Source organism: Limnobacter sp., from assembly GCF_036405155.1.
Taxonomy (GTDB): domain Bacteria; phylum Pseudomonadota; class Gammaproteobacteria; order Burkholderiales; family Burkholderiaceae_B; genus Limnobacter.
This window is the reverse complement of sequence record NZ_DASWYD010000006.1, coordinates 423,891-443,262: the sequence shown is the minus strand read 5'-3', so window position 1 is coordinate 443,262 and position 19,372 is coordinate 423,891. Positions and strand designations below refer to the sequence as shown.

General features: G+C 54.9%; 20 protein-coding genes. 11 read left to right on the top strand and 9 right to left on the bottom strand.

From position 1 onward, the window contains the following. Nucleotides 1–6 precede the first annotated feature (6 nt). A complete protein-coding gene (gene nagZ / locus VGE55_RS08355; protein ID WP_331131248.1) occupies nucleotides 7–1,035 on the top strand; it encodes a beta-N-acetylhexosaminidase in 1,029 nt (342 codons plus the stop codon). Nucleotides 1,036–1,113: 78 nt separating this feature from the next. Here the strand turns inward: nagZ and VGE55_RS08350 are convergent, their stop codons facing one another. Genes VGE55_RS08350 through VGE55_RS08330 form a run of 5 tightly spaced genes read right to left on the bottom strand, consistent with a single transcriptional unit; the run spans nucleotide 1,114 to nucleotide 4,910 of the window. After that, nucleotides 1,114–1,908 carry a peptidylprolyl isomerase gene (locus VGE55_RS08350; RefSeq protein WP_331131247.1) on the bottom strand — a complete coding sequence of 265 codons (795 nt, stop codon included), beginning with the start codon at nucleotides 1,906–1,908 and terminating at the stop codon, nucleotides 1,114–1,116. 56 nt (nucleotides 1,909–1,964) lie between these two features. After that, nucleotides 1,965–2,228: a BolA family protein gene (locus VGE55_RS08345; RefSeq protein ID WP_331131246.1), complete on the bottom strand. Its 264-nt coding sequence runs from the start codon at nucleotides 2,226–2,228 to the stop codon at nucleotides 1,965–1,967. A 1-nt stretch (nucleotide 2,229) separates the two neighbouring features. Beyond that, nucleotides 2,230–2,853, bottom strand: a complete 624-nt coding sequence (locus tag VGE55_RS08340; RefSeq protein WP_331131245.1) for a septation protein A — start codon at nucleotides 2,851–2,853, stop codon at nucleotides 2,230–2,232. Nucleotides 2,854–2,913: 60 nt separating this feature from the next. After that, nucleotides 2,914–3,327: a peptide-methionine (R)-S-oxide reductase MsrB gene (gene msrB / locus VGE55_RS08335; RefSeq protein ID WP_331131244.1), complete on the bottom strand. Its 414-nt coding sequence runs from the start codon at nucleotides 3,325–3,327 to the stop codon at nucleotides 2,914–2,916. Nucleotides 3,328–3,356: 29 nt separating this feature from the next. Next, nucleotides 3,357–4,910: a protein adenylyltransferase SelO gene (locus VGE55_RS08330; protein ID WP_331131243.1), complete on the bottom strand. Its 1,554-nt coding sequence runs from the start codon at nucleotides 4,908–4,910 to the stop codon at nucleotides 3,357–3,359. Nucleotides 4,911–5,076: 166 nt separating this feature from the next. Between VGE55_RS08330 and VGE55_RS08325 the strand changes: the two genes are divergently transcribed. After that, a complete protein-coding gene (locus tag VGE55_RS08325) occupies nucleotides 5,077–6,714 on the top strand; it encodes a 3-(methylthio)propionyl-CoA ligase (RefSeq protein ID WP_331131242.1) in 1,638 nt (545 codons plus the stop codon). 72 nt (nucleotides 6,715–6,786) lie between these two features. Then, a complete protein-coding gene (locus VGE55_RS08320) occupies nucleotides 6,787–7,089 on the top strand; it encodes a Dabb family protein (RefSeq protein WP_331131241.1) in 303 nt (100 codons plus the stop codon). Here the strand turns inward: VGE55_RS08320 and VGE55_RS08315 are convergent. The 3 genes from VGE55_RS08315 to VGE55_RS08305 are packed head-to-tail and all read right to left on the bottom strand — an operon-like array spanning nucleotide 7,077 to nucleotide 9,131. Further along, nucleotides 7,077–7,874, bottom strand: a complete 798-nt coding sequence (locus tag VGE55_RS08315; protein WP_331131240.1) for an NRDE family protein — start codon at nucleotides 7,872–7,874, stop codon at nucleotides 7,077–7,079. The genes VGE55_RS08320 and VGE55_RS08315 overlap by 13 nt on opposite strands. Beyond that, nucleotides 7,865–8,173 (bottom strand): hypothetical protein, encoded by a 309-nt coding sequence (locus VGE55_RS08310; protein WP_331131239.1) that lies wholly within the window; start codon nucleotides 8,171–8,173, stop codon nucleotides 7,865–7,867. The genes VGE55_RS08315 and VGE55_RS08310 overlap by 10 nt, the downstream gene beginning before the upstream one ends. A 1-nt stretch (nucleotide 8,174) precedes the next feature. Further along, nucleotides 8,175–9,131 carry a folate-binding protein gene (locus VGE55_RS08305; protein ID WP_331131238.1) on the bottom strand — a complete coding sequence of 319 codons (957 nt, stop codon included), beginning with the start codon at nucleotides 9,129–9,131 and terminating at the stop codon, nucleotides 8,175–8,177. A gap of 321 nt (nucleotides 9,132–9,452) precedes the next feature. Here VGE55_RS08305 and mltG point away from each other — a divergent pair, with 321 nt between their 5' ends. The 6 genes from mltG to VGE55_RS08275 are packed head-to-tail and all read left to right on the top strand — an operon-like array spanning nucleotide 9,453 to nucleotide 13,902. Next, nucleotides 9,453–10,370, top strand: coding sequence for an endolytic transglycosylase MltG (gene mltG, locus VGE55_RS08300; RefSeq protein ID WP_331131237.1), 918 nt, complete (start codon nucleotides 9,453–9,455; stop codon nucleotides 10,368–10,370). Between the two features lies 1 nt (nucleotide 10,371). Beyond that, nucleotides 10,372–11,025, top strand: a complete 654-nt coding sequence (gene tmk, locus VGE55_RS08295; protein ID WP_331131236.1) for a dTMP kinase — start codon at nucleotides 10,372–10,374, stop codon at nucleotides 11,023–11,025. 49 nt (nucleotides 11,026–11,074) lie between these two features. Further along, nucleotides 11,075–12,022 (top strand): hypothetical protein, encoded by a 948-nt coding sequence (locus VGE55_RS08290; protein WP_331131235.1) that lies wholly within the window; start codon nucleotides 11,075–11,077, stop codon nucleotides 12,020–12,022. Between the two features lie 22 nt (nucleotides 12,023–12,044). Continuing rightward, on the top strand, nucleotides 12,045–12,434 hold the full coding sequence (locus tag VGE55_RS08285) for a PilZ domain-containing protein (protein WP_331131234.1): 390 nt from the start codon (nucleotides 12,045–12,047) through the stop codon (nucleotides 12,432–12,434). Continuing rightward, nucleotides 12,434–13,210, top strand: a complete 777-nt coding sequence (locus VGE55_RS08280) for a TatD family hydrolase (RefSeq protein WP_331131233.1) — start codon at nucleotides 12,434–12,436, stop codon at nucleotides 13,208–13,210. Before VGE55_RS08285 ends, VGE55_RS08280 begins: the two co-directional genes overlap by 1 nt. A gap of 47 nt (nucleotides 13,211–13,257) precedes the next feature. Next, nucleotides 13,258–13,902 (top strand): ankyrin repeat domain-containing protein, encoded by a 645-nt coding sequence (locus VGE55_RS08275; protein WP_331131232.1) that lies wholly within the window; start codon nucleotides 13,258–13,260, stop codon nucleotides 13,900–13,902. Nucleotides 13,903–13,911: 9 nt separating this feature from the next. Here VGE55_RS08275 and VGE55_RS08270 read toward each other — a convergent pair whose 3' ends face one another. Further along, nucleotides 13,912–15,534, bottom strand: a complete 1,623-nt coding sequence (locus VGE55_RS08270) for a PAS domain-containing methyl-accepting chemotaxis protein (RefSeq protein WP_331131231.1) — start codon at nucleotides 15,532–15,534, stop codon at nucleotides 13,912–13,914. 747 nt (nucleotides 15,535–16,281) lie between these two features. On the opposite strand from VGE55_RS08270, the gene VGE55_RS08265 reads away from it, so the two are divergent. Together VGE55_RS08265 and VGE55_RS08260 are read left to right on the top strand one after the other, a co-directional pair. After that, nucleotides 16,282–17,496 (top strand): nitrate/nitrite transporter, encoded by a 1,215-nt coding sequence (locus VGE55_RS08265; RefSeq protein ID WP_331131230.1) that lies wholly within the window; start codon nucleotides 16,282–16,284, stop codon nucleotides 17,494–17,496. Between the two features lie 32 nt (nucleotides 17,497–17,528). After that, nucleotides 17,529–19,211 (top strand): bifunctional protein-serine/threonine kinase/phosphatase, encoded by a 1,683-nt coding sequence (locus tag VGE55_RS08260; protein WP_331131229.1) that lies wholly within the window; start codon nucleotides 17,529–17,531, stop codon nucleotides 19,209–19,211. The last annotated feature ends 161 nt before the right edge of the window (nucleotides 19,212–19,372 follow it).

Sequence of the window (19,372 nt, the reverse complement as noted above, 5' to 3'; positions counted from 1 at the left end):
TTGCGCATGAACCTTGGCCCTTTCATTATTGGTCTGACCGGGCTGACCTTGTCCACCGACGACGTCCGTCGCATTCAAAACCCGGCCGTGGGTGGTCTCATTCTTTTTTCCCGAAATTTCGAGAACAAAACCCAGTTGATGGAACTGCTGAAATCCATCAGAGCCAATGGTGGCAGGCACAAGCCAGTTTTTGTGGATCATGAAGGCGGTCGAGTACAACGCTTTCGAGAAGGGTTTACTGCCATTCCATCCATGCGCCAAATTGGTCGTCGGGCGATGGAAGATCTAGACGATGGCTTGAAGCTTGCTCGCGAAGCGGGCTACGTGATGGCGGCTGAACTTCGTGCCTGTGACATCGATATGAGTTTTGCGCCTGTGCTGGACTTGGACTGGGGCAATAGCGAAATCATCGGTGATCGATCTTTCTCAAACGATCCGAAAATGGTTTCGCGCTTGGCGGCCGCCGTGATGAATGGCATGGCCTTGGCTGGCATGCAAGCCTGTGGCAAACATTTCCCTGGGCACGGCTGGGTCAAGTTGGACAGCCATTTGGCCTTGCCCCAAGACAACCGCTCCCTGACCGATATTTTGCGTGCGGATGCGCTGCCTTATGAATTGAACAATGCGTTGAACATGGCCAGTGTCATGCCAGCACACGTGGTGTACTCTGAAGTGGACATAAAGCCGGCTTGTTTCTCGAAAATCTGGATTGAGGATATTTTGAGGGTTAAGCTGGGGTTTGATGGCGCGGTGATCAGCGATGACCTTGACATGGTGGGTGCACATGGCGAAGGCAATATACGCGACAGGGCTGCTGCGGCCTTGAGGGCTGGTTGTGACGCTGTGTTGAGCTGCAACAACTTTGACGACATCGAAGCCTTGGTGAATGACCCAATTCCAGAAGCGCTTCGCAACGTGGAAATTCGTAGCCGCCGAATGACTCGGCTGATGGGATCAGGCCCGTTGATGACTTGGAGTGGCTTGGCAGGCAGTTACAGCTATCAGGCTGCGATTGAGCGTATATCTCAGCTCTGACGCTGGTTGATGATTTAACAAACCCGTTCATAACCCATCGGTTTGGTTTTGAACGGGTTTGTATGTTCGTTTACGCGATCACTTCACCTTGGCGCCTGAAATCAACTTCTCTTGATAGGCTTCCCACTTTTCCTCAACCATGCGCTGTTCGAGTTGATCCCGAACTTGATCCAGCGCGGGTGGTGTGGCTTGGCGTGTGTCTGCCAGCAGAATGACGTGGTAACCGAATTGGCTCTTCACAGGTGTCTTGGTGTATTCACCTTTTTTCAAGCCAACCATGGCTTGGGAAAACTCAGGCACAAAGCTATTGGGGTTGGCCCAATCCAGATCGCCACCGTTGGGGGCTGAGCCGGGGTCTTTGGATTCGGCCTTGGCCAGGTCTGCAAATTTTGCGCCCTTGTCTAGTTTGGCAATGATGGCCTTTGCAGCGTCTTCAGAAGGGACCAAAATATGGCTCGCACGGTACTCGGAGCCGCCCATCATTTCAGCAATTTTCTTGTACTGGGCCTGAAGCTCTGCATCCGATGGCTTGTTGGCTTTCAGAAAGTCTTCACGCAGGGCATTGGCCAAAATGGCTTGGTTCATCATTTGAACCTGGTACTTCACTTCAGGCTTGCTGCTCAAACCTTTTTTCAGGGCTTCCTGCTTCAATACTTCCTGCTTGATCAGTTCTTGACGAATGGCGGCACGCAGTTCGGGTGAAGGGGCCTGGCCACGCTTGCCTTGTTCTTTCACGATAAAGTCCACCAGTTCACTGGGAATGGACTGACCATTGACCAAGGCTGCATTTTGAGCCAAAGCGGCCGATGAAGCCAAGGCCACAACAGTCGTCAAACCGACCAAAGCCGCTGTTTTGAGTGAATTCTTCAACATAAAAAATACCTTGTGTGTCTCGTAGGGGGGTAAGAAAGGGCGCTGGTGGCTTCCAGCTAGTCGTCAGCAAGGGCTGCGTCTATGGCCAAGGCGTGGATTTCTTTTTTCATCCAATCTGACACAGCATCATACACGAGGCGATGACGGCCCAATGTGCCCAAACCTGCGAATTTGCGGCTTTTCACCCGGACCCGAAAGTGGCGCCCACCATCGCGCGCACCGGCATGGCCGGCGTGCAAATGCGATTCATCTTCCACCTCGACGGTGGCCTCCAGCGCCTGTTCCAGGCGTTCACGCAATTGATCTGCTGTGATGCTCATGTTACTGCGCTCCGTTTTGCGGCTTCATGTGCCGCGACATGTAAACCCCTTGTCCCAAAACAAACAATACCGTTGCGCCCAGGGCACCAAACAGCTTGAAATCCACCCAGATGTCGGTGGAGAAGTTGTACGCCACAAACAGGTTGGCAGCAGCCATGACCACAAAGAACAGTACCCAGGCCCAGAGCAGGCGAGTCCACGCGGCTTCAGGCAATTCAACCTGACCCTTCATCATGAGCTCAATCGGGTTTTTCTTGAAAAGTGTGGCCATGATGAAGCCTGATGCCATCAACAGGTAAAGCACGCTGGGTTTCCATTTGATGAAGGTTTCGTTTTGAAGCACCAAGGTGGCACCTCCAAACACCACGATCACGGCCAGGCCCACCCATTGCATGGCCTCAATTTTTTTTCCGCTGATCCGCTGAATGACGATGAGTGCGGCAGTGACCACAATCGCAACCACAGTCGCCAACAAGATAGGCACTTGGGCAGGTTGTATGGCAACGCCAGACAGTTGGTTCAGCACGGGCTCCAGCCACTGGCGGGCCTGATCGGTGTGCGTGCCCGCCCATTTGAAGCTGAGGAAAAACAGCACGATGGGCAGGAAGTCGAGTAGCAGTTTCATGAACGGTCTGTATGGCAGCCAAAATGGAGGTGAATGTCGGCATCGTAAATCAAAAATCAGTCAGGCCGAGCTGTCCTGCGCAAAAGGCTCGAATGCCAGGCTTGCCGAATTGATGCAGTACCGAAGACCCGTGGGGGGTGGGCCATCCTCAAAGACATGTCCCAAGTGGGCGTCACACACTTTGCAGGTAACCTCGGTGCGTACCATCCCATAACTTCGATCAACATGCTCTTCAACATGGTCCGGGTTCAATGGGGCAAAGTAACTGGGCCAGCCACAGCCTGATTCAAACTTGGTGTCTGATGCAAACAGCGGTGTGCCGCAGCAAATACACCGGTAAATACCGGGTTCATGGTGATCCCAGTAGTGCCCTGTGAATGCACGCTCGGTGCCTTTTTGGCGAGTCACCTCGTAACTGAGGGGCGTTAGCTCATCGCGCCATTGCGCATCGGTTTTAATGACTTTTTCAACCATGTGAATACCTTTTGAGTGTGATGCAGACCTCACGACGAACAGCTTAAAACCAGGCCACGCGCCCACTCGGGTGGTGCGGCCAAGTCTGTGTCAGCATGGTGGTCATCGAATGGATGAGACAGTGCATGAGCCAGTCGGTTCACCTCGGCAAAGTCGCCCTGCTGGGCTTGCTCAATGGCGGTTTGCAAAAGGTGGTTGCGCAAAATCCACGCTGGGTTAAGGATGTTTAATCCAGTGCGCCAGGCAACGGCGTCGAAGGCAACATCAGGGTTCAGCGCTGTGTACCACTGGCTCCAACGGGTCAGCCAGTGCTGCGCGTCGGTTACCTGCTGTTCATCGCCCAAAGTCAACGGACAATACGGGCTGGATTGCCATGCTGCAAAGTTGTCTGCGGTGCAGTTCAACGGGTTGAGCACCGCCAGCGACCGAAAGAACCGTGTGAAATCCAGGTGGTGCTGGTGCATGAATTGCAGGGTTTGCTCAACGGCCTCGTCGTGGGTGGCTGTGCATGGACGGCTTCTCGCCGATGAAGATATGAGCCCCAGCTTTGCTGCAAATGTCGCGTTGTGTTCCTGGTGGAATACATCAGCAAATTCATCGAGAACCGCTTGAATTGTGTCTTTCTCGAATTTGAGCAGCGGTGTTAAAGCCTGGGCCAATGCATACAAATTCCAGTGACCAATGCGAGGCTGATTTCGGTAGCTGTAGCGGCCATTGTGATCAGAATGGTTGCAAACATGGTCCACATCAAAAGCGTCCATGAAGCCAAATGGACCGTAGTCGATGGTTAAACCCAGCACACTCATGTTGTCGGTGTTCATTACGCCATGGCAAAACCCCACCGCTTGCCAGGCCGCCATCAGTTTGGCGGTGCTGTGCACCACGGTTCTCAGCCATTGCAGCACGGCATTGCTGAAATCCTCGTCGTTGTTACCCTGGTCGATGTCCGGGTGTTGATGGTCCAGGTGCCAACTCAGCAATTCCCGCAAACGGTCGTGCTGGTTGGTGTAACAAAAATACTCCAAGTGGCCAAAACGCAAAAAGCTGGGGCTGACCCGGCACACAATGGCTGCAGTTTCTGTGGTTTCGCGAAACACCGGGTCGCTGCTGGCGGTGAGGCCAAGTGCACGGGTGGTGGGGATGCCCAAGTGGTGCATGGCTTCGGAACACAAATATTCCCGAATGGATGACCGCAACACAGCTCGGCCGTCGGCGTGGCGAGAGTAGGGCGTTGGGCCGGCGCCTTTCAGTTGGAGTTGCTGGTATTGGCGCCCTTTGCGAATTTCCGCGATCAAAAGTGCCCGGCCGTCGCCCAGCTGGGGCACGAAAACGCCAAACTGGTGCCCACAATACACGCTGGCGCGGCTTGCATAGCCTGGCCAGGGTTGGGCACCGCTGAGCACATCAAGCCCATCGCTGGACTGTAGGGCTGCCGGGTTGAGTCCGATTTGATCGGCCAAGGCTGTGTTAACGGCAACCCAATGGGCCGGTGTTTTCCAAGGGGTTGCGGGCACATTCGTCAAAAATGGCGACCCAAGGCTGGCGTATTCCTGAACCAAAACAGAATCGGTTGAATGTAACAAGGTAGGGTCCTGCGATATAGTCACTGTGACAGACGGTGTAAGCCACTGAGGTGGGTTTACAAAGCCGCCAACAAAGGCCAATGAGAAAGCCAATCAAAAAGCCAACATGGCCATTGTAAGTGGGTTCACACCGGCAAAACAGCATGATCTGGAGGAGAGAGACAACATGCAGGGTTTGATGATGCACATGCCGCTTTTGATTTCATCGGTGCTGCAGCACGCCGAGCGGCACCACCCAAGCGGCGAGATCGTATCACGGCGCACCGAAGGCGATATCCACCGCACCAACTGGGGTGAGGTGGGCAAGCGTGCCAAAAAACTGGCCAACCAACTGATTGCGGATGGTGTTCAACCTGGCGAGAACATAGCGACCCTGGCGTGGAACGGCTATCGCCATGTCGAAATTTATTATGCCGTGTCGGGCATGGGGGCTGTGGTTCATACACTGAATCCCCGTTTGTTCCCTGAGCAGTTGGTGTACATCATCAACCATGCCAAGGACACAACCGTATTTTTTGACACCACCTTTGCGCCGCTGATCAAAGCGATTGCGCCCGCCTGTCCAACTGTGAAGCGGTGGGTCCAGTTGTGCGACGAGGCTGTGATGCCCGCGGAACCTGCGGTTGCCGGTTGCCTGAATTACGAGGCGTACATTGCCAAAGCCAGCGACCAGTACAGCTGGCCCGAGCTGGATGAAAATTCCGCCTGTGGCTTGTGCTACACCTCGGGCACCACCGGTAACCCCAAAGGCGCCCTGTATTCGCACCGCTCAACGGTGTTGCATGCCATGGCCGCCTGTACGCCCGATGCACTGGGCATCAGCAGCCGTGACACGGTCTTGCCGGTGGTCCCCATGTTCCACGTCAATGCCTGGGGTTTGCCATACATCGGCGCCATGGTGGGGGCGAAAATGGTGATGCCCGGCGGTGCGCTCGACGGCGAGTCCATCTACAAACTGATGGAAGCCGAGCGCGTGAATATTTCGGCTGGGGTACCCACTGTGTGGCTGGGCTTGTTGAACTATGTTCAGCAAAACGGCCTGAAATTTTCCACATTCAACCGCACGGTGATTGGTGGTTCGGCAGCGCCACCCGCCATGATCAAAACCCTGAACAGTCTGGGTGTGGAGGTGATTCACGCTTGGGGCATGACCGAGCTGTCGCCCTTGGGCACCGTTTGCCGTTTGAAGGCCAAGCACCTGGACATGCCACTGGAAAGCCAGCAAAAAGTGTTGGAAAAGCAGGGCGTGGCCATTTATGGCGTGGACATGAAAATTGTCAATGACGAGGGTGAAGAGTTGCCCTGGGATGGACAGGCTTTTGGCGACCTGCTGGTGCGCGGGCACTGGGTGGTGGGTGGTTATTTTGGCGGCGAGGGCAAAAATGCCTTTTCAACCGACAAAGATGGCAAACGTTGGTTCAGCACGGGCGATGTGTCCAAAATTGACCCGGATGGGTACATGCAAATCACAGACCGCAGCAAGGACGTCATCAAGTCAGGCGGTGAGTGGATCAGCTCAATCGATTTGGAAAACGTGGCCATGGGACACCCGGCTGTGCAAGAGGCTGCGGTTATTTCGGCCTATCACCCCAAGTGGGACGAGCGCCCCTTGCTGGTGGTGGTGAAAAAGCCCAATGCCAATGTGAGCCGTGAGGAGTTGCTGAAATACTATGACGGCAAGGTGGCCAAGTGGAGTATTCCAGACGATGTGGCCTTTGTTGAAGAATTGCCCCACACCGCAACTGGTAAAATCCAGAAACTGAAGTTGCGCGAGCAATTCAAGGACTACAAGCTACCCGGCTAAAAGTTTGCCGTAGCGTGCATGTTCAGGCCACTGGGGTAACTTGGTGGCCTGTTTAATTTTTAGGAAGTCAACATGATCAAGCACATTGTTTTTTGGCAATTGAAAGACGAAGCCCTGGGCAACACCAAAGCACAGAATATGCAATTGGTGAAAGAAAAGCTCATGACTTGCGCCCAGGTGGTACCCGGAATTCTGGAGTTTGAAGTGGCACTGGGTGGACAAGGTTTGGAATGCACCTACGATGTGGCGTTGTATTCCGTGTTTGAAAACAAGGCAGCCCTGGATGCCTATGCCGTGCACCCAACCCACGAAGCCATTAAAGCGTTTATTGGCGAAGTGCGCAGCGCACGGCAGTGCATGGACTACGAAGTGTAAAAAGAGAAACAGCGAGTACCGGTGGTTTGGCCATCCGGGCCAAACGATGTTTCACGGATACTCACCTTGCCCGCTGCAGTCATCCACACCACGGTGCTGGAGCGGGTGCCATACAAAGGCGAAACAATCTTGATCGCCGAAAGGCGTTTTTCCCAATCGTAAGGCACACCTGTGTTGGGCAATTCCGAGTCGGGTGCTGTGGTGGTGTCCGACAACAGGCTCAAACCCTGCGCCTCAATCAGCTCATCGACGGGGTTGACTGGCATCGTCAACAAGAGCTGCTTCAATCGTTCTTTGAGGTGCCGTGTTTTTGGCCAATCCGCATCCATGTCGGCGTTTGACAAACCGTGAATCGGGCCTTTCAGGACATGAATGTCAGGCTCACGCTGTGCGCTCGACATTCGCTGGTTGGTCAACACCGAGAATTGTTGTGTGCCAATGTTCCCGTGCAGCAGGTTGAAACCTGAATAATCGGCCCAGTTGTCCGTTTGCTCAAGGGTTCCGTCCAGTGCTGCCTTGACCAACAGGCCTCTGGAAGGGGCTGGTTCGGGTTTGTTAAGTGCCGCATTGCGTACATTGGTGAGCAATGCAAAGCGGCCATCTTCAGACAAGGCCAGCCAGGTTCCTCCACCTTTCAGGTCAAGGCCTGCATAGGCTGCGCGACTGCCCCAGTTGTTTCGCAGATTCAAAGGCTCGGTCGGCCTGTCGTGAAATTCATCCCGGTTGGACAGGCAAATGAACGGAATTTCCGGGTGTGCCCCCAAGGCCAGTGCAACTAGGCACATGGCTCAAACACCTCGAGTTTGCGATCCGGGTAATAGGCTGTTGAGGCAAAACACAAGGCTGCCCATTGATTGAGCTGCCGTTGCCAATTCGCCACAACCGCTTGCGGTGTAACAGCCTCCCCAGGCAACTCGACCATTTCCATCCAGGTGGTGTAGGGCTTGTCGATTTCCACCCGACGATATAGGCGGGTTGTTGACGCGCCGGCCGACTTTGCCTGTTTAAGCAATTGTCGCGAAGCCAATTCGCAATGCTCGTCGCAGGCGGTGGGAGCCCGGTAATAGGTGTAAAACACAGTCACTTCAGGCCACCTCGAACAGATTGCCCTTTTGGTGCAAATCGTACGGTGCGCCCAGCACTTGCAGTGGCAGCGTTTCGGTGTCTGTTCGTGCCTCAAACCGCGCGTCAGGGGTCTCCAACATGTCCAATGGCAACTCCACCAACATGGCCCACTGATGGCCTTGTTGCACGGCCGTGATGACTTGACCTGCAGGTTCATTGTCCTTCCCGATCAGCCAGACATCTTTGCCAGCCCAGTCCAATGTGCTGACTTGCGTGGTGGTGCCTGCTGACACAACTCTTACCGCACGGCGCTTGAGTTTGCCCAGGTAATGGGAGCGCGCCACCACCTCTTGGCCTGGGTAGCAACCCTTGCTAAAACTAACACCACCCACCAAGTCGAAATTCATGCTTTGCGGAACAAACATTTCGACTGTGGCGGCGGACACATAGGGAATGCCCAGTTCAAACAAATCCAGCTCAAAGGCGTCGTCGCCACCTGCGGCCAACACGTTTTCGACGACGGGCACCAACTCAAAACCTGGCATGCGGGGCTGCTGCGCCGGGTTCGCAGGGGTGATTGCCCGAAGGCTGGCGCGAATGGGCTGCGAGACGTCCTCAGGCCAAAGCACTTGCATGGGCTTGAAGGCCTCGATGTGATCCAAGGCGTGAATGGACCAGCTGGCGCTGGCGTCGCTCACCTTGCATTTGCTGCGCAACACGAACATCGACAAGCGCTTCACCAAGGCCGCGACGGTGTCTTTCCGCGTCACCAGCAGAATGGTGTCGGCCTTTCGCATGATGAAAAACGTACCCAGCAAGCGGCCTTTTGCTGTGCAAAGCCCAGCCATGCGTAGGGTATGTTCTCCAAGACCCGCCACGTCATTGCTCAATTGGGCGTGCAAAAATTGAACTGCGTCAGGCCCTGCAACCTGAATGACACCCCAGCGGGCCAAAGCATTTTGATGGTGATTGGACATGCAAAGAACTTTCCTGCGTGAATTTGATGATGAACAACGATTACCGCGCTTGAGATGAGGCCAATTCGTCCAATCTCAAGCCATTCTCGTTATCATAGGCGCTCGCTCGGTTGCTTTGTGCAATGGTTTGTATTTTGCTGACCGGCATCTGGATACACACCCCATGATTTCGTCAAATCTGTGAAAAAAACACCCCGAAAATCTCCGAAAAAAAATGCGCCTGGTCGCAAGTCCAGCGTGGGCAAATTTTCACCATTCCGTTGGTGTTTGAAGATTGTTGCTGGGGGTTTGTTGACGGCATTTGTTGTCCTGGGGTGGCTGTTGAATACAGCCATTGAACGAAACACCAACACATTGGACGTGCATGTGAGCGCAGGGCAGGGCGCGCGCGCGATTGCAGAGGAATTGCGCGCCCAAGGTCTGTTGGTCAATGCCACGTTGTTTACGCTGACCGCCCGTTTCACCGGCGCAAGTGGCCAGTTGAAAGCGGGACGATACGAAATTCCACCCGCCATCAGCACTTGGGACCTGGTGGGTTTTTTGAGCAAAGGGGTTAGCAAACTCAGCAGCGTGGCGCTGGTGGAGGGGTTTACTGCGCAAGAGTTGCTGCGCAAACTGCGGGCTCAACCTGACTTGGTGGATGATTTACAAGGGCAGAGCCCCCAGGACATCGCGAAAAAACTGGGCCTGGACGGCGGAAGTCTGGAAGGTTGGATTTACCCGGACACCTACAAATACTCACCGGGTTCAACATTGAGTGAGTTTTTAAAGCGAGCAACCCGCCTGCAGCAACAAGCCTTGCAAGAGGCCTGGGCGCAACGCGCGCCCAACTTGCCCTTGAAGACGCCGTATGAAGCATTGATTCTGGCCTCCATTGTTGAAAAAGAGACTGGACAGGCCAAGGACCGGCCGAAAGTGGCCAGTGTGTTTGTGAATCGACTGAAGGCTGGCATGTTGCTGCAGACCGACCCAACCGTGATTTATGGTGTAGGCGATGGATTTGATGGCAACTTGACGCGAAGACACCTGCAGACCGACAACCCTTACAACAGCTACACACGGCCAGGCCTGCCACCCACACCCATTGCCAACCCGGGCAAGGCTGCGCTGTATGCCACCGTGCGGCCTGAGGAATCCCAGTATTATTACTTTGTGGCCAAGGGCGATGGCAGCAGTTATTTCAGCAAAAACCTGAGCGAACACAACAACGCCGTGCGCAAATTCCAACTGGGGCGATAACTTGCTAAACACACAACAAAGCGGATTTTTCATCAGTTTTGAAGGGGTGGATGGCGCGGGTAAGTCGTCCCACATGAACCGGGTGCGTGAGCACTTGGAGTCATTGGGTGTGGAGTGTATTCAAACCCGTGAGCCGGGTGGTACACCCGTGGGCGAAGCCATCCGTGAATTGGTTCTGCACCACGACATGGACATCAACACGGAATTGCTCTTGATGTACGCCGCCCGCCGACAACATGTGGTGCAAACCATTGCCCCTGCGCTGGCCCGCGGTGCCTGGGTGATTTCCGACCGGTTTGAAGATTCCAGTTTTGCCTACCAGGCCAGTGCAGGGGGCGCTGTGTGGGAAGATTGTGTACAACTCAGCAAATGGGCATTAAAGGGGTTTGAACCCGCACTGACCTTTTTGTTCGATTTGCCGATCGAGGTTTCACAGTCCCGAATTCAGGCCAGGGCAGCCCAAGGTGACAAATTTGAGGCCAAGCCCACCAGCTATTTTGAAGCGGTGCGGGCTGGCTTTATTCGACGCGCGCAAATCAACCCAACCCGCGTGCGGCTGATTGACGCAGAGCCGGATGAAGCCACGGTGGGTGAGGCTGTGCTGGCCGAATTGGACCGATTTATTCGAACCCACTTGAAAAAGGCCAAGCGCTAACATGCACGCACCTTGGCTGACCAGAGTTACGCAGCAATTGACGCGGTTGATGGACGCAACCACAGCCCCCATTCTGCTGCACGGGCACCAAGCGCAAGGCCTGTATGACTTGGTGTTGGACCATTTGGGCAAGCTGCTGTGCGAGGCACCCATGGGTGCGCACAAACCCTGCGGTCAATGCCCCGCATGCCACATGATGGCAGCCAACAACCATCCCGATTTGCGTTTGCTGATGCCGCAGGCTGTGGCCATTGATTTGGGTTTTCCGCTGGAGCTCAAAAGCAGTGCCAAACCCAGCAACGACATCCGCATTGATGATGTGCGCGAGTTGCAGAATTACTTCACCATGGCGTCCAGTCGGGGGGCAGACCGATATGTGGTCATTTACCCGTTTGATGCCATGAACACCAACACGGCCAATGCCTTGTTGAAAACGCTGGAAGAACCTCCACATGGTTTGCGGTTCATTCTGGTGGGCAGCCGGCTAGACAACCTATTGCCCACCATTCGGTCGCGCTGCCAGGCCTTGCCCGTGCTTCAGCCCAGTATCAGTGAGTGCGTGGACTGGCTTCAAACCCAAGGGGTTGCTTCCCCTGATGTGGCCTTGAGTGTGGCCATGGACGACCCGTTTGAAGCCCGCAAACTGGCGCTTCATCAACCCGATCAACTGGAGCTGCGTCGCAAATTGCTGGAATGGTTGGCCAACCCGGATCAACATGCAGCAGTCCCTGCGGGCCTGGAGAAGGCGGGATTGGCAGCAGTGCTCGAGCTTTCCATGCGGTTGTGTCATGACTGTACTCACATCGCTCAGGGGCTGAAGGCTGATTACTTCGCTTGGCTAGCGCCCAAACTGTTGTGGGCAAAAAAGGTACCCATCCAGCAATGGTCACTGTTGTACACGGCTTTGCAGCGTGAATTTCGTTTGGCGCACCATCCGATTAACCCCCGTTTGGCGCTAGAGTTTGTGGGCCAACAATGGCAAACTCTGAACCAATGACCATTCAACACCATTGCCCGTCATGTCCAACCCCAGTGTGACCACCCCTGTGAACAAAGCAGCCAAAGAGTCGGCCCGGCCCTGGATGCTGTCGTTGAATCTGACCGACAAGGGGCATGTGGCGCAGGTGTACATGCCTTTCATCAAAGGGGGCGGTGTGTTTGTGGAGACCGACAAGGACTACAACCTGGGCGACCCTGTGTTTGTCTTGTTGACCGTGGGTGATGAGGGGCGGAGATTTCCCATCAATGGCAAAGTGGTCTGGATTTGTGGCCCCAATGCGCGCGGTGACAAACCGCAAGGCATCGGGATTCAGTTTCCCAAGGATGACAGCGGGGAGAGTGCGCGACTGGCCATTGAGCAAATGGTTGGTAAAATGATGCATTCTGTTAAAAAGACATCGACGCTGTAGTGTTTACCGACTCTCATTGCCATCTTGATTTCCCTGGACTGATTGAACAACTGCCCGACCTCTTGGAGCGTATGCGGCAGGCGAAGGTAGACCGTGCCCTGTGCATTTCTGTTCAACTCGAAGACTTTCCCAATGTGTTGGCCTTGGCTGAGGCGCACGACATGCTGTGGGCCACGGCTGGTGTGCACCCAGACTATGAAGACATTCAAGAGCCCACCGTCGAGGTTTTGCTGGCGCTGGCCAACCATCCCAAAGTGATTGGTATTGGTGAAACCGGTTTGGATTATTTCCGCTTGACGGGTGACCTGACTTGGCAGCGCAACCGGTTTCGAGTTCACATTCAAGCGGCCAAAACGTGTGGCAAGCCCTTGATTGTGCACACCCGAAACGCCGGCGACGACACGCTGCGCATTTTGCGAGAAGAGGGGGCACAGCAGTGTGGCGGCATTATTCACTGCTTCACCGAAACGCTGGACTTTGCACGTGCTGCATTGGACCTTGGGTTTTACCTGTCCTTCTCGGGTATTGTCAGCTTCAAAAATGCAGCCGACTTGCGTGAAGTGGTGCGTTTTGCCCCCATGGACCGCATCTTGATTGAAACCGATTCCCCCTACCTGGCACCGGTGCCTTTTCGCGGCAAAACCAATGAACCCAGCTTTGTACCGCATGTGGCAGCCGTGATTGCGCGAGAAAAAGGCCTGGATGTGGAGGAGGTGGGTCGCATCACATCCAGCAACTTCGACCGCCTCTTCAACATGGGCACTACCGCGCAATGAGCAAGCGCTGGCATCACTCGATTGCGGTCGGTGTTTCCAGTGTTCTCATGCTGTGGTCAATCTGCGCATCGGCTGGTGCTTATGAGGACTTTTTCACAGCGATCAAATTTGACGATGCACCAAGGCTGCGGGGCTTGCTGATTCGCGGCTTTGACCCCAACACATTGAGCGAAGACGGCACATCGGGCCTTGTGTATGCCATGCAGCAAGAATCCCCAGCCGCCTTTGCAGTGCTGTTAACGTCCCCGGCCATCAATCCCAATGTGGTGGACGCTAAAGGCGACACACCCCTCATGGTGGCGTCAGCCAAGGGACAATTGGAGGCTGTTCAATCCCTGATCAAACGTGGCGCAGACCTGGGGAAAGAGGGCGCTTGGACTGCGTTGCATTATGCCGCCAGCGCTGGGAGTGTCCCCGTGATTCAAGCCTTGGTAGCGGCCGGGGCGCCTGTGGATATTCGCTCGGAAAACGCAACCACCCCGTTGATGATGGCGGCACGGGCCGGCCGGGAGGAGGCTGTGCGCAAACTGCTGCAGTTGGGTGCAGACCCGGCTCTGGTCAATGAAGCCGGTTTTAACGCGGCAGGTTATGCATTGCGGGCCAAAAAGAAAGAACTGGCTTTCGAAATCATGAGAAAAGAGCGGGCGATTCGACTGAACCGGTCCCGCTCTTCCGGCGCCAACAATCAATAAACTGGGGCCTTACAGGCTGGCCTCAAAATGCTTGACCAGCGTTTTCAGGTCACCTGAAGTGTTGGCCAAACGACCTGCGGCGGAATCCAGATCCTGAATGGCGGCCATGTTGCTTTCCGTGAGCGCACTCATGCGTTCCATGCTGTTGGCCACTTCCAGGCTGGCAGTGGATTGTTGCTCCAGCATGGCTGAAATGTCCTTGGCCGATTGCGCAACGCCACTGCTGGCCGATTTGATGGCCTCCAGACTTTCACCGGCTTCTTGAATCAGGGCTGTACCCACTTCCACCTCCCGAACTGCGCGGTTCATGGTTTCCAAACCCCGTGTGGTGCCGGTTTGCACTTCCTGAACAGTGGATGCAATTTCTGTGGTGGACTGACGGGTCATTTCAGCCAGTTTGCGAACTTCATCGGCCACCACCGCAAAACCCCGGCCTGACTCGCCTGCACGCGCTGCTTCAATGGCTGCGTTCAAGGCCAGCAGGTTCGTCTTCTCGGCAATTTCCGTGATGGTGCGGGTCACGGTGCTGATTTTTTGCACAGCCACGTTCAGCTCTTCAATGTTGCGTTTGGCGTCCAGCACCACCTCAGCCACCTTGCCCGTGGCCTGGGTTGAACGCTGCATGCTCACCGAACCGGTTTCCACCACATCCATGGCGTTTTTCGCGTGGTTGGAGCTCTTGTTGGTGGCCTCTGAAATTTCATGGACCGACACAGACAATTCTTCCAGCGCAGCGGCCACGCTGTTGATACCGTCGGATTGTTGATTCGAGCGGCTCATCAAATCAACGGCCAGCGTTCTCAATTCATTGGCGTTGTCGCTAACTTGGCTCGAGCCGGAGACCACATCGGCGATGATGGCGCGCAAATTCACCTGCATGCTTTTGAATGCGGTGTGAACTCGATTGAACTCACGCACGGGCGAGGAGGGGATTTCATGCTTGAAATTGCCTTCCGACAGCGCGGACATGGCATCCAGCAGTGCCTCGGTGGTGTTTTTGATGCGCCCTTTCAGCCAAAACAACCCGCCAATCGCGGTCAACAATCCCGTAACAACCCCTACCACGGTCAACACAGGGTTGTTTAGTGCGGCGAGCATGGCGAACAAAACAGGCACAAGGCATACCACGGCAAGGTCGAGGTCAAATGGCCTGCCTTGATTGGTTTTTGTCCATGGAAATGGAGTGGAGCCAGCGTTGATGGCCTTGTACAAGCTTTCCGCGTCGCGCTTTTGGTCTTCGCTCGGTTTTGAACGCACTGACATGTAGCCAATGCGCTGCCCATTCTGCGTCAAGGGTGTCACATAGGCGTCCACCCAATAGTAACCGCCGTCTTTACAACGGTTTTTAACCAAACCTTTCCATGGCTCACCTTGCCTAACGGTCTCCCACAAGTCCTTAAAGGCATCTCGAGGCATGTCCGGGTGGCGAACCACATTGTGGGGCTGGCCCATCAACTCGTCGAGTGTGAAGCCTGAAATATCCACAAATGCCGGGTTGGCATAGGTGATTTTCCCTTTCAGGTCTGTCTTGGTGACGATGGGTACCTTGGGGTCCAGCAGCCGTTCAGTGCCGTTGGTGGGTGCAGCCATTCGGGCCATGCGGCCTTTGGGGTTTTGTTCGGTGCTGGACATGAAATGTCACCTGTTATTGGTTGGAACGTTAACAGTCTATGAAATGCTGGCGGTTCCACAACAGGCTAAAAGGGGGACGAATGGGCTTTATTTCCCATGATCCGCCCCCGATCAAACTGCAAATTGTTTGATCTATCTCAAGGCAGAGCTCACCACTTGTGTGCTGCCTTCGATGGTGTGTACAACGGAAAACCCATGTTGAACCACTGTTACGGGCCATTCTGGGAAAATGGCGGATCCGAGCAATGCAACAAACAGAAACTTGTACATTTCAAACACCCGTGAAAGAAATTAAAGAATGACCATCGTCAAATTTCTTTTCGGCCAAACCTTGGGTGCTCAGCATCCTCAGTTTTGGTGGGGTTCACTCGGGGCCCCCCAACAACGCATCCGTAATACGTATAATTTATATTATGTAAACTAATACTGATAACAATCCATCAAGGTCAGTCTCCTTCCCCAGTACGCTGCTGGTGCGTTCATGCACCGCCCCTGTGCCGCAGTGTGCTGTTTTGCCTCTCGATGGTGCTTCAGCGCACGCAGAAATAGCCTTACCGACATATTTACTGCACTGAGAACATCTGGCCCGGTCTTTGCATTGGTATCCACATCGGGAGTTCAACGGTGAATTCCCCTGTGCGTCGTCTCGCACAACCGGACTATGGCGTCCACATTCCGACTGGCTTTGCCTGTTGGCGTGTGCGGCGCCTTTTTCGTTTTTATTTTTGCGATGGAGCAAGTATCAGCATGGACAAACGATCTTTCCTCAAGGCTGGGCATACGCCGACCTTGTTTGCCGCTTTTTTGTATTTCGACCTGGCTTTCATGGTGTGGGTCCTTTTGGGGCCTTTGGCAATCGGCATTTCAAAAGATTTGGGTTTAACCCATGCTCAAAAAGGCCTGATGGTGGCAACTCCTGTGCTGGCAGGTGCCTTGCTCCGTTTGGTCATGGGCGTTTTGGTAGACCGTTTGTCTCCCAAAAAAGCCGCGATGATCGGTCAAATCGTGGTCATGGGTGCTTTGGCTTATGCGTGGCTTGTGGGTTTGCACTCATTTCACGATGTGTTGTTGTTCGGCGTGGGTTTGGGCGTTGCTGGCTCATCGTTTGCTGCCGCCCTGCCCCTGGCGTCCCGTTGGTATCCACCTGAACACCAAGGCACCGCCATGGGCATTGCGGGTGCTGGCAACTCTGGTACTGCGCTGGCGGCACTGTTTGCACCTAGCCTAGCATTGGCGTTTGGATGGTCGAATGTGTTTGGCTTGGCTTTAATCCCGTTGAGTATTGTGTTTGTGGTGTTTTGCGTGGTCGCCAAGGATGCACCAGGCGCCCCTCCAGCCAAAACACTGGCTGAATACCTCAAGGTGTTGAAAGACAAAGACGCCTGGTGGTTCATGTTTTTCTACTCGGTCACCTTTGGCGGGTTTGTTGGCTTGGCATCATCCTTGGTTATTTATTTCAATACACAGTATGGGCTGGACGCCAAAACGGCCGGTTACTTTACCGCCGCCTGCGTATTTGCAGGCTCGTTGGTGAGGCCTGTGGGTGGTGCTGTGGCAGACAGAATTGGCGGTGTAAAGTCATTGAGTGTGATGTATGTGCTGGCCGCCCTCTTTCTGTCCGTTGTCAGCATCGGTTTGCCCACGGCCTGGATGGCGTTGATCGCTTTTGTTTTGGCGATGCTTGCATTGGGCATGGGCAATGGTGCTGTGTTCCAATTGGTTCCACAACGCTTCAAAAAGGAAATCGGTGTGATGACTGGTTTGGTGGGCATGGCGGGTGGTGTGGGTGGCTTTTACCTGGCATCCAGTCTGGGTTACTCTCGGGAGCTGACCGGTAGCTATCAATTCGGCTTTTCGGTGTTTGCTGCGTTGGCCTTGTGCGCCCTGCTGGGCTTGACCCAAGTGAAAAAACGCTGGCGTACCACTTGGGGTGCGAGCCACCTCACTTCTGCAAGGATTTGATCATTCCACGCACGCAACATTTGGAGGTGGCATTGGGACATGCCACCCTCACCGGCCCCCGTGAGCGAAACGAGGACTTCTGCGGCGCTGCAACGCCCACGGGTCGGGATTTGGTCACCAAGGGTGTCATTGCCGCTGTGGCCGACGGCCTTGGAGGCCACCGGGGTGGCCGCGAGGCTGCGGAGTACACCGTGCGGGGTTTGCTGAGCGATTACTACGCCACGCCCGAGACCTGGAGCATCGTGAAGTCGGTGGAAACCGTTCTCAAGGCCTTGAACCGATGGGTGATGGCGGAAGGCGCACGAAATGCCGAGGTCAGTGGCATGGCCACCACCCTGACAGCCTTGGTATTTCGGGGTGAGCGCTATGTGTTGGCCCACATTGGCGACAGCCGTGCTTACCGACTGCGGGACGGTATGCTGACCCGCCTGTCCACTGACCACACTTGGGATCACCCTGAGCTCCATGGAGTGTTGTCCCGAGCCATCGGTTTGGATGCACGTTTGCTGGTCGATTTTGACCAAGGCCCCCTGCTTGCTGGCGACCGGTTTCTGCTGGTGTCGGATGGCGTATGGGGCCCCTTGGCCGACCCAGTGATTCAAGAGGTGCTGTTAAGCCATGTGGATCCCCAAGCGGCCAGCTCAGCCCTGGTGTCGATGGCACAAGCCAATGGCGGACAGGACAATGCATCGTCGGTGGTTGTGGACATAATCAGCCTGCCAGAACTGAGTTTGGCCGATGCGCTACAGGAGCAGGCCATTTTATCCCCCCCACCCCGCCTGAAAATTGGCCAACAGATGGATGGCTTGGTGGTGGAGGAACTGCTTCACGAGTCCAGAGAAACATTGCTGTACAAAGTGCGCGATGTTTCCAACACGCGTTCCATGGTGCTGAAAACGCTTCAAGCGGACAACTCGGACCTACCGGTATTGACCAGGGCGCTGATTTTGGAAGAATGGCGTGGAAAGCGGTTGTTTAGCAAACACCTACCGGATGTTCTTCCTGCTGAGCAACGCACCAGCCTGTATTTTTTGATGTCGTGGCATGCCGGCACCAGCTTGCAGCAGCGCCTGGATCGTGGACAGCATTTCACCGTGCAAGAAGTCATTGGTTTGGGCATTCAACTGCTGAAAGGCCTGGCTGCCTTGCATCGCATGGATATTGTCCACCGCGACATCAAACCGGCCAATTTGCACCTCGGGACAGACGGCCTTTTGCGCCTGCTCGATCTTGGTGTGTCCATGGCGCTGGGTGAGAGCGATCAAAATGATCAGCTGGAGCGGGTTGGAACCCCCTCTTTCATGGCCCCAGAGTTGTTCCAGGGCCTGGAAAACCAAGGGGTATCCACCGCATCGGATTTCTATGCCGTGGGGGTGACTTTGTATCACCTGCTCAGTCGTCGGTACCCGTACGGCGAGATAGAGCCCTTCCAAACCCCACGCTTTGCACAAGCCACGCCGCCAACCCGCTGGCGACCCGACACACCGGCCTGGCTTGAGCGTGCCATTCTAAAAGCCTGCAGCGTTGCACCGGAAGATCGATTCGAAACGGCCGATGAGTTTCTCATTGCCCTGCAACGTGCAGACCATGCCACCCTGCCCCTGTTGCCGGTCCGGCAACCCCTCATTCGTCGAAATCCGGTTCGGCTTTGGCAGTGGATCAGTTTTCTGCTTCTTTTAAGCAACCTTGCGCTGCTGTTTTTACTGAAACGCTGAATCCGATGCTTGCTGTATGTCAGTATTATTCGGATACGCTGTAGGTTCACCAGAGGTCAATATGCGCAATGGTATGGGATGGTTCAAGGGCTTTTTAGCCGGCGCAATTCTGCTGGTTTTTACCACCGTGGCCTACGCAAGCGAACACCGGCTCGTCATTC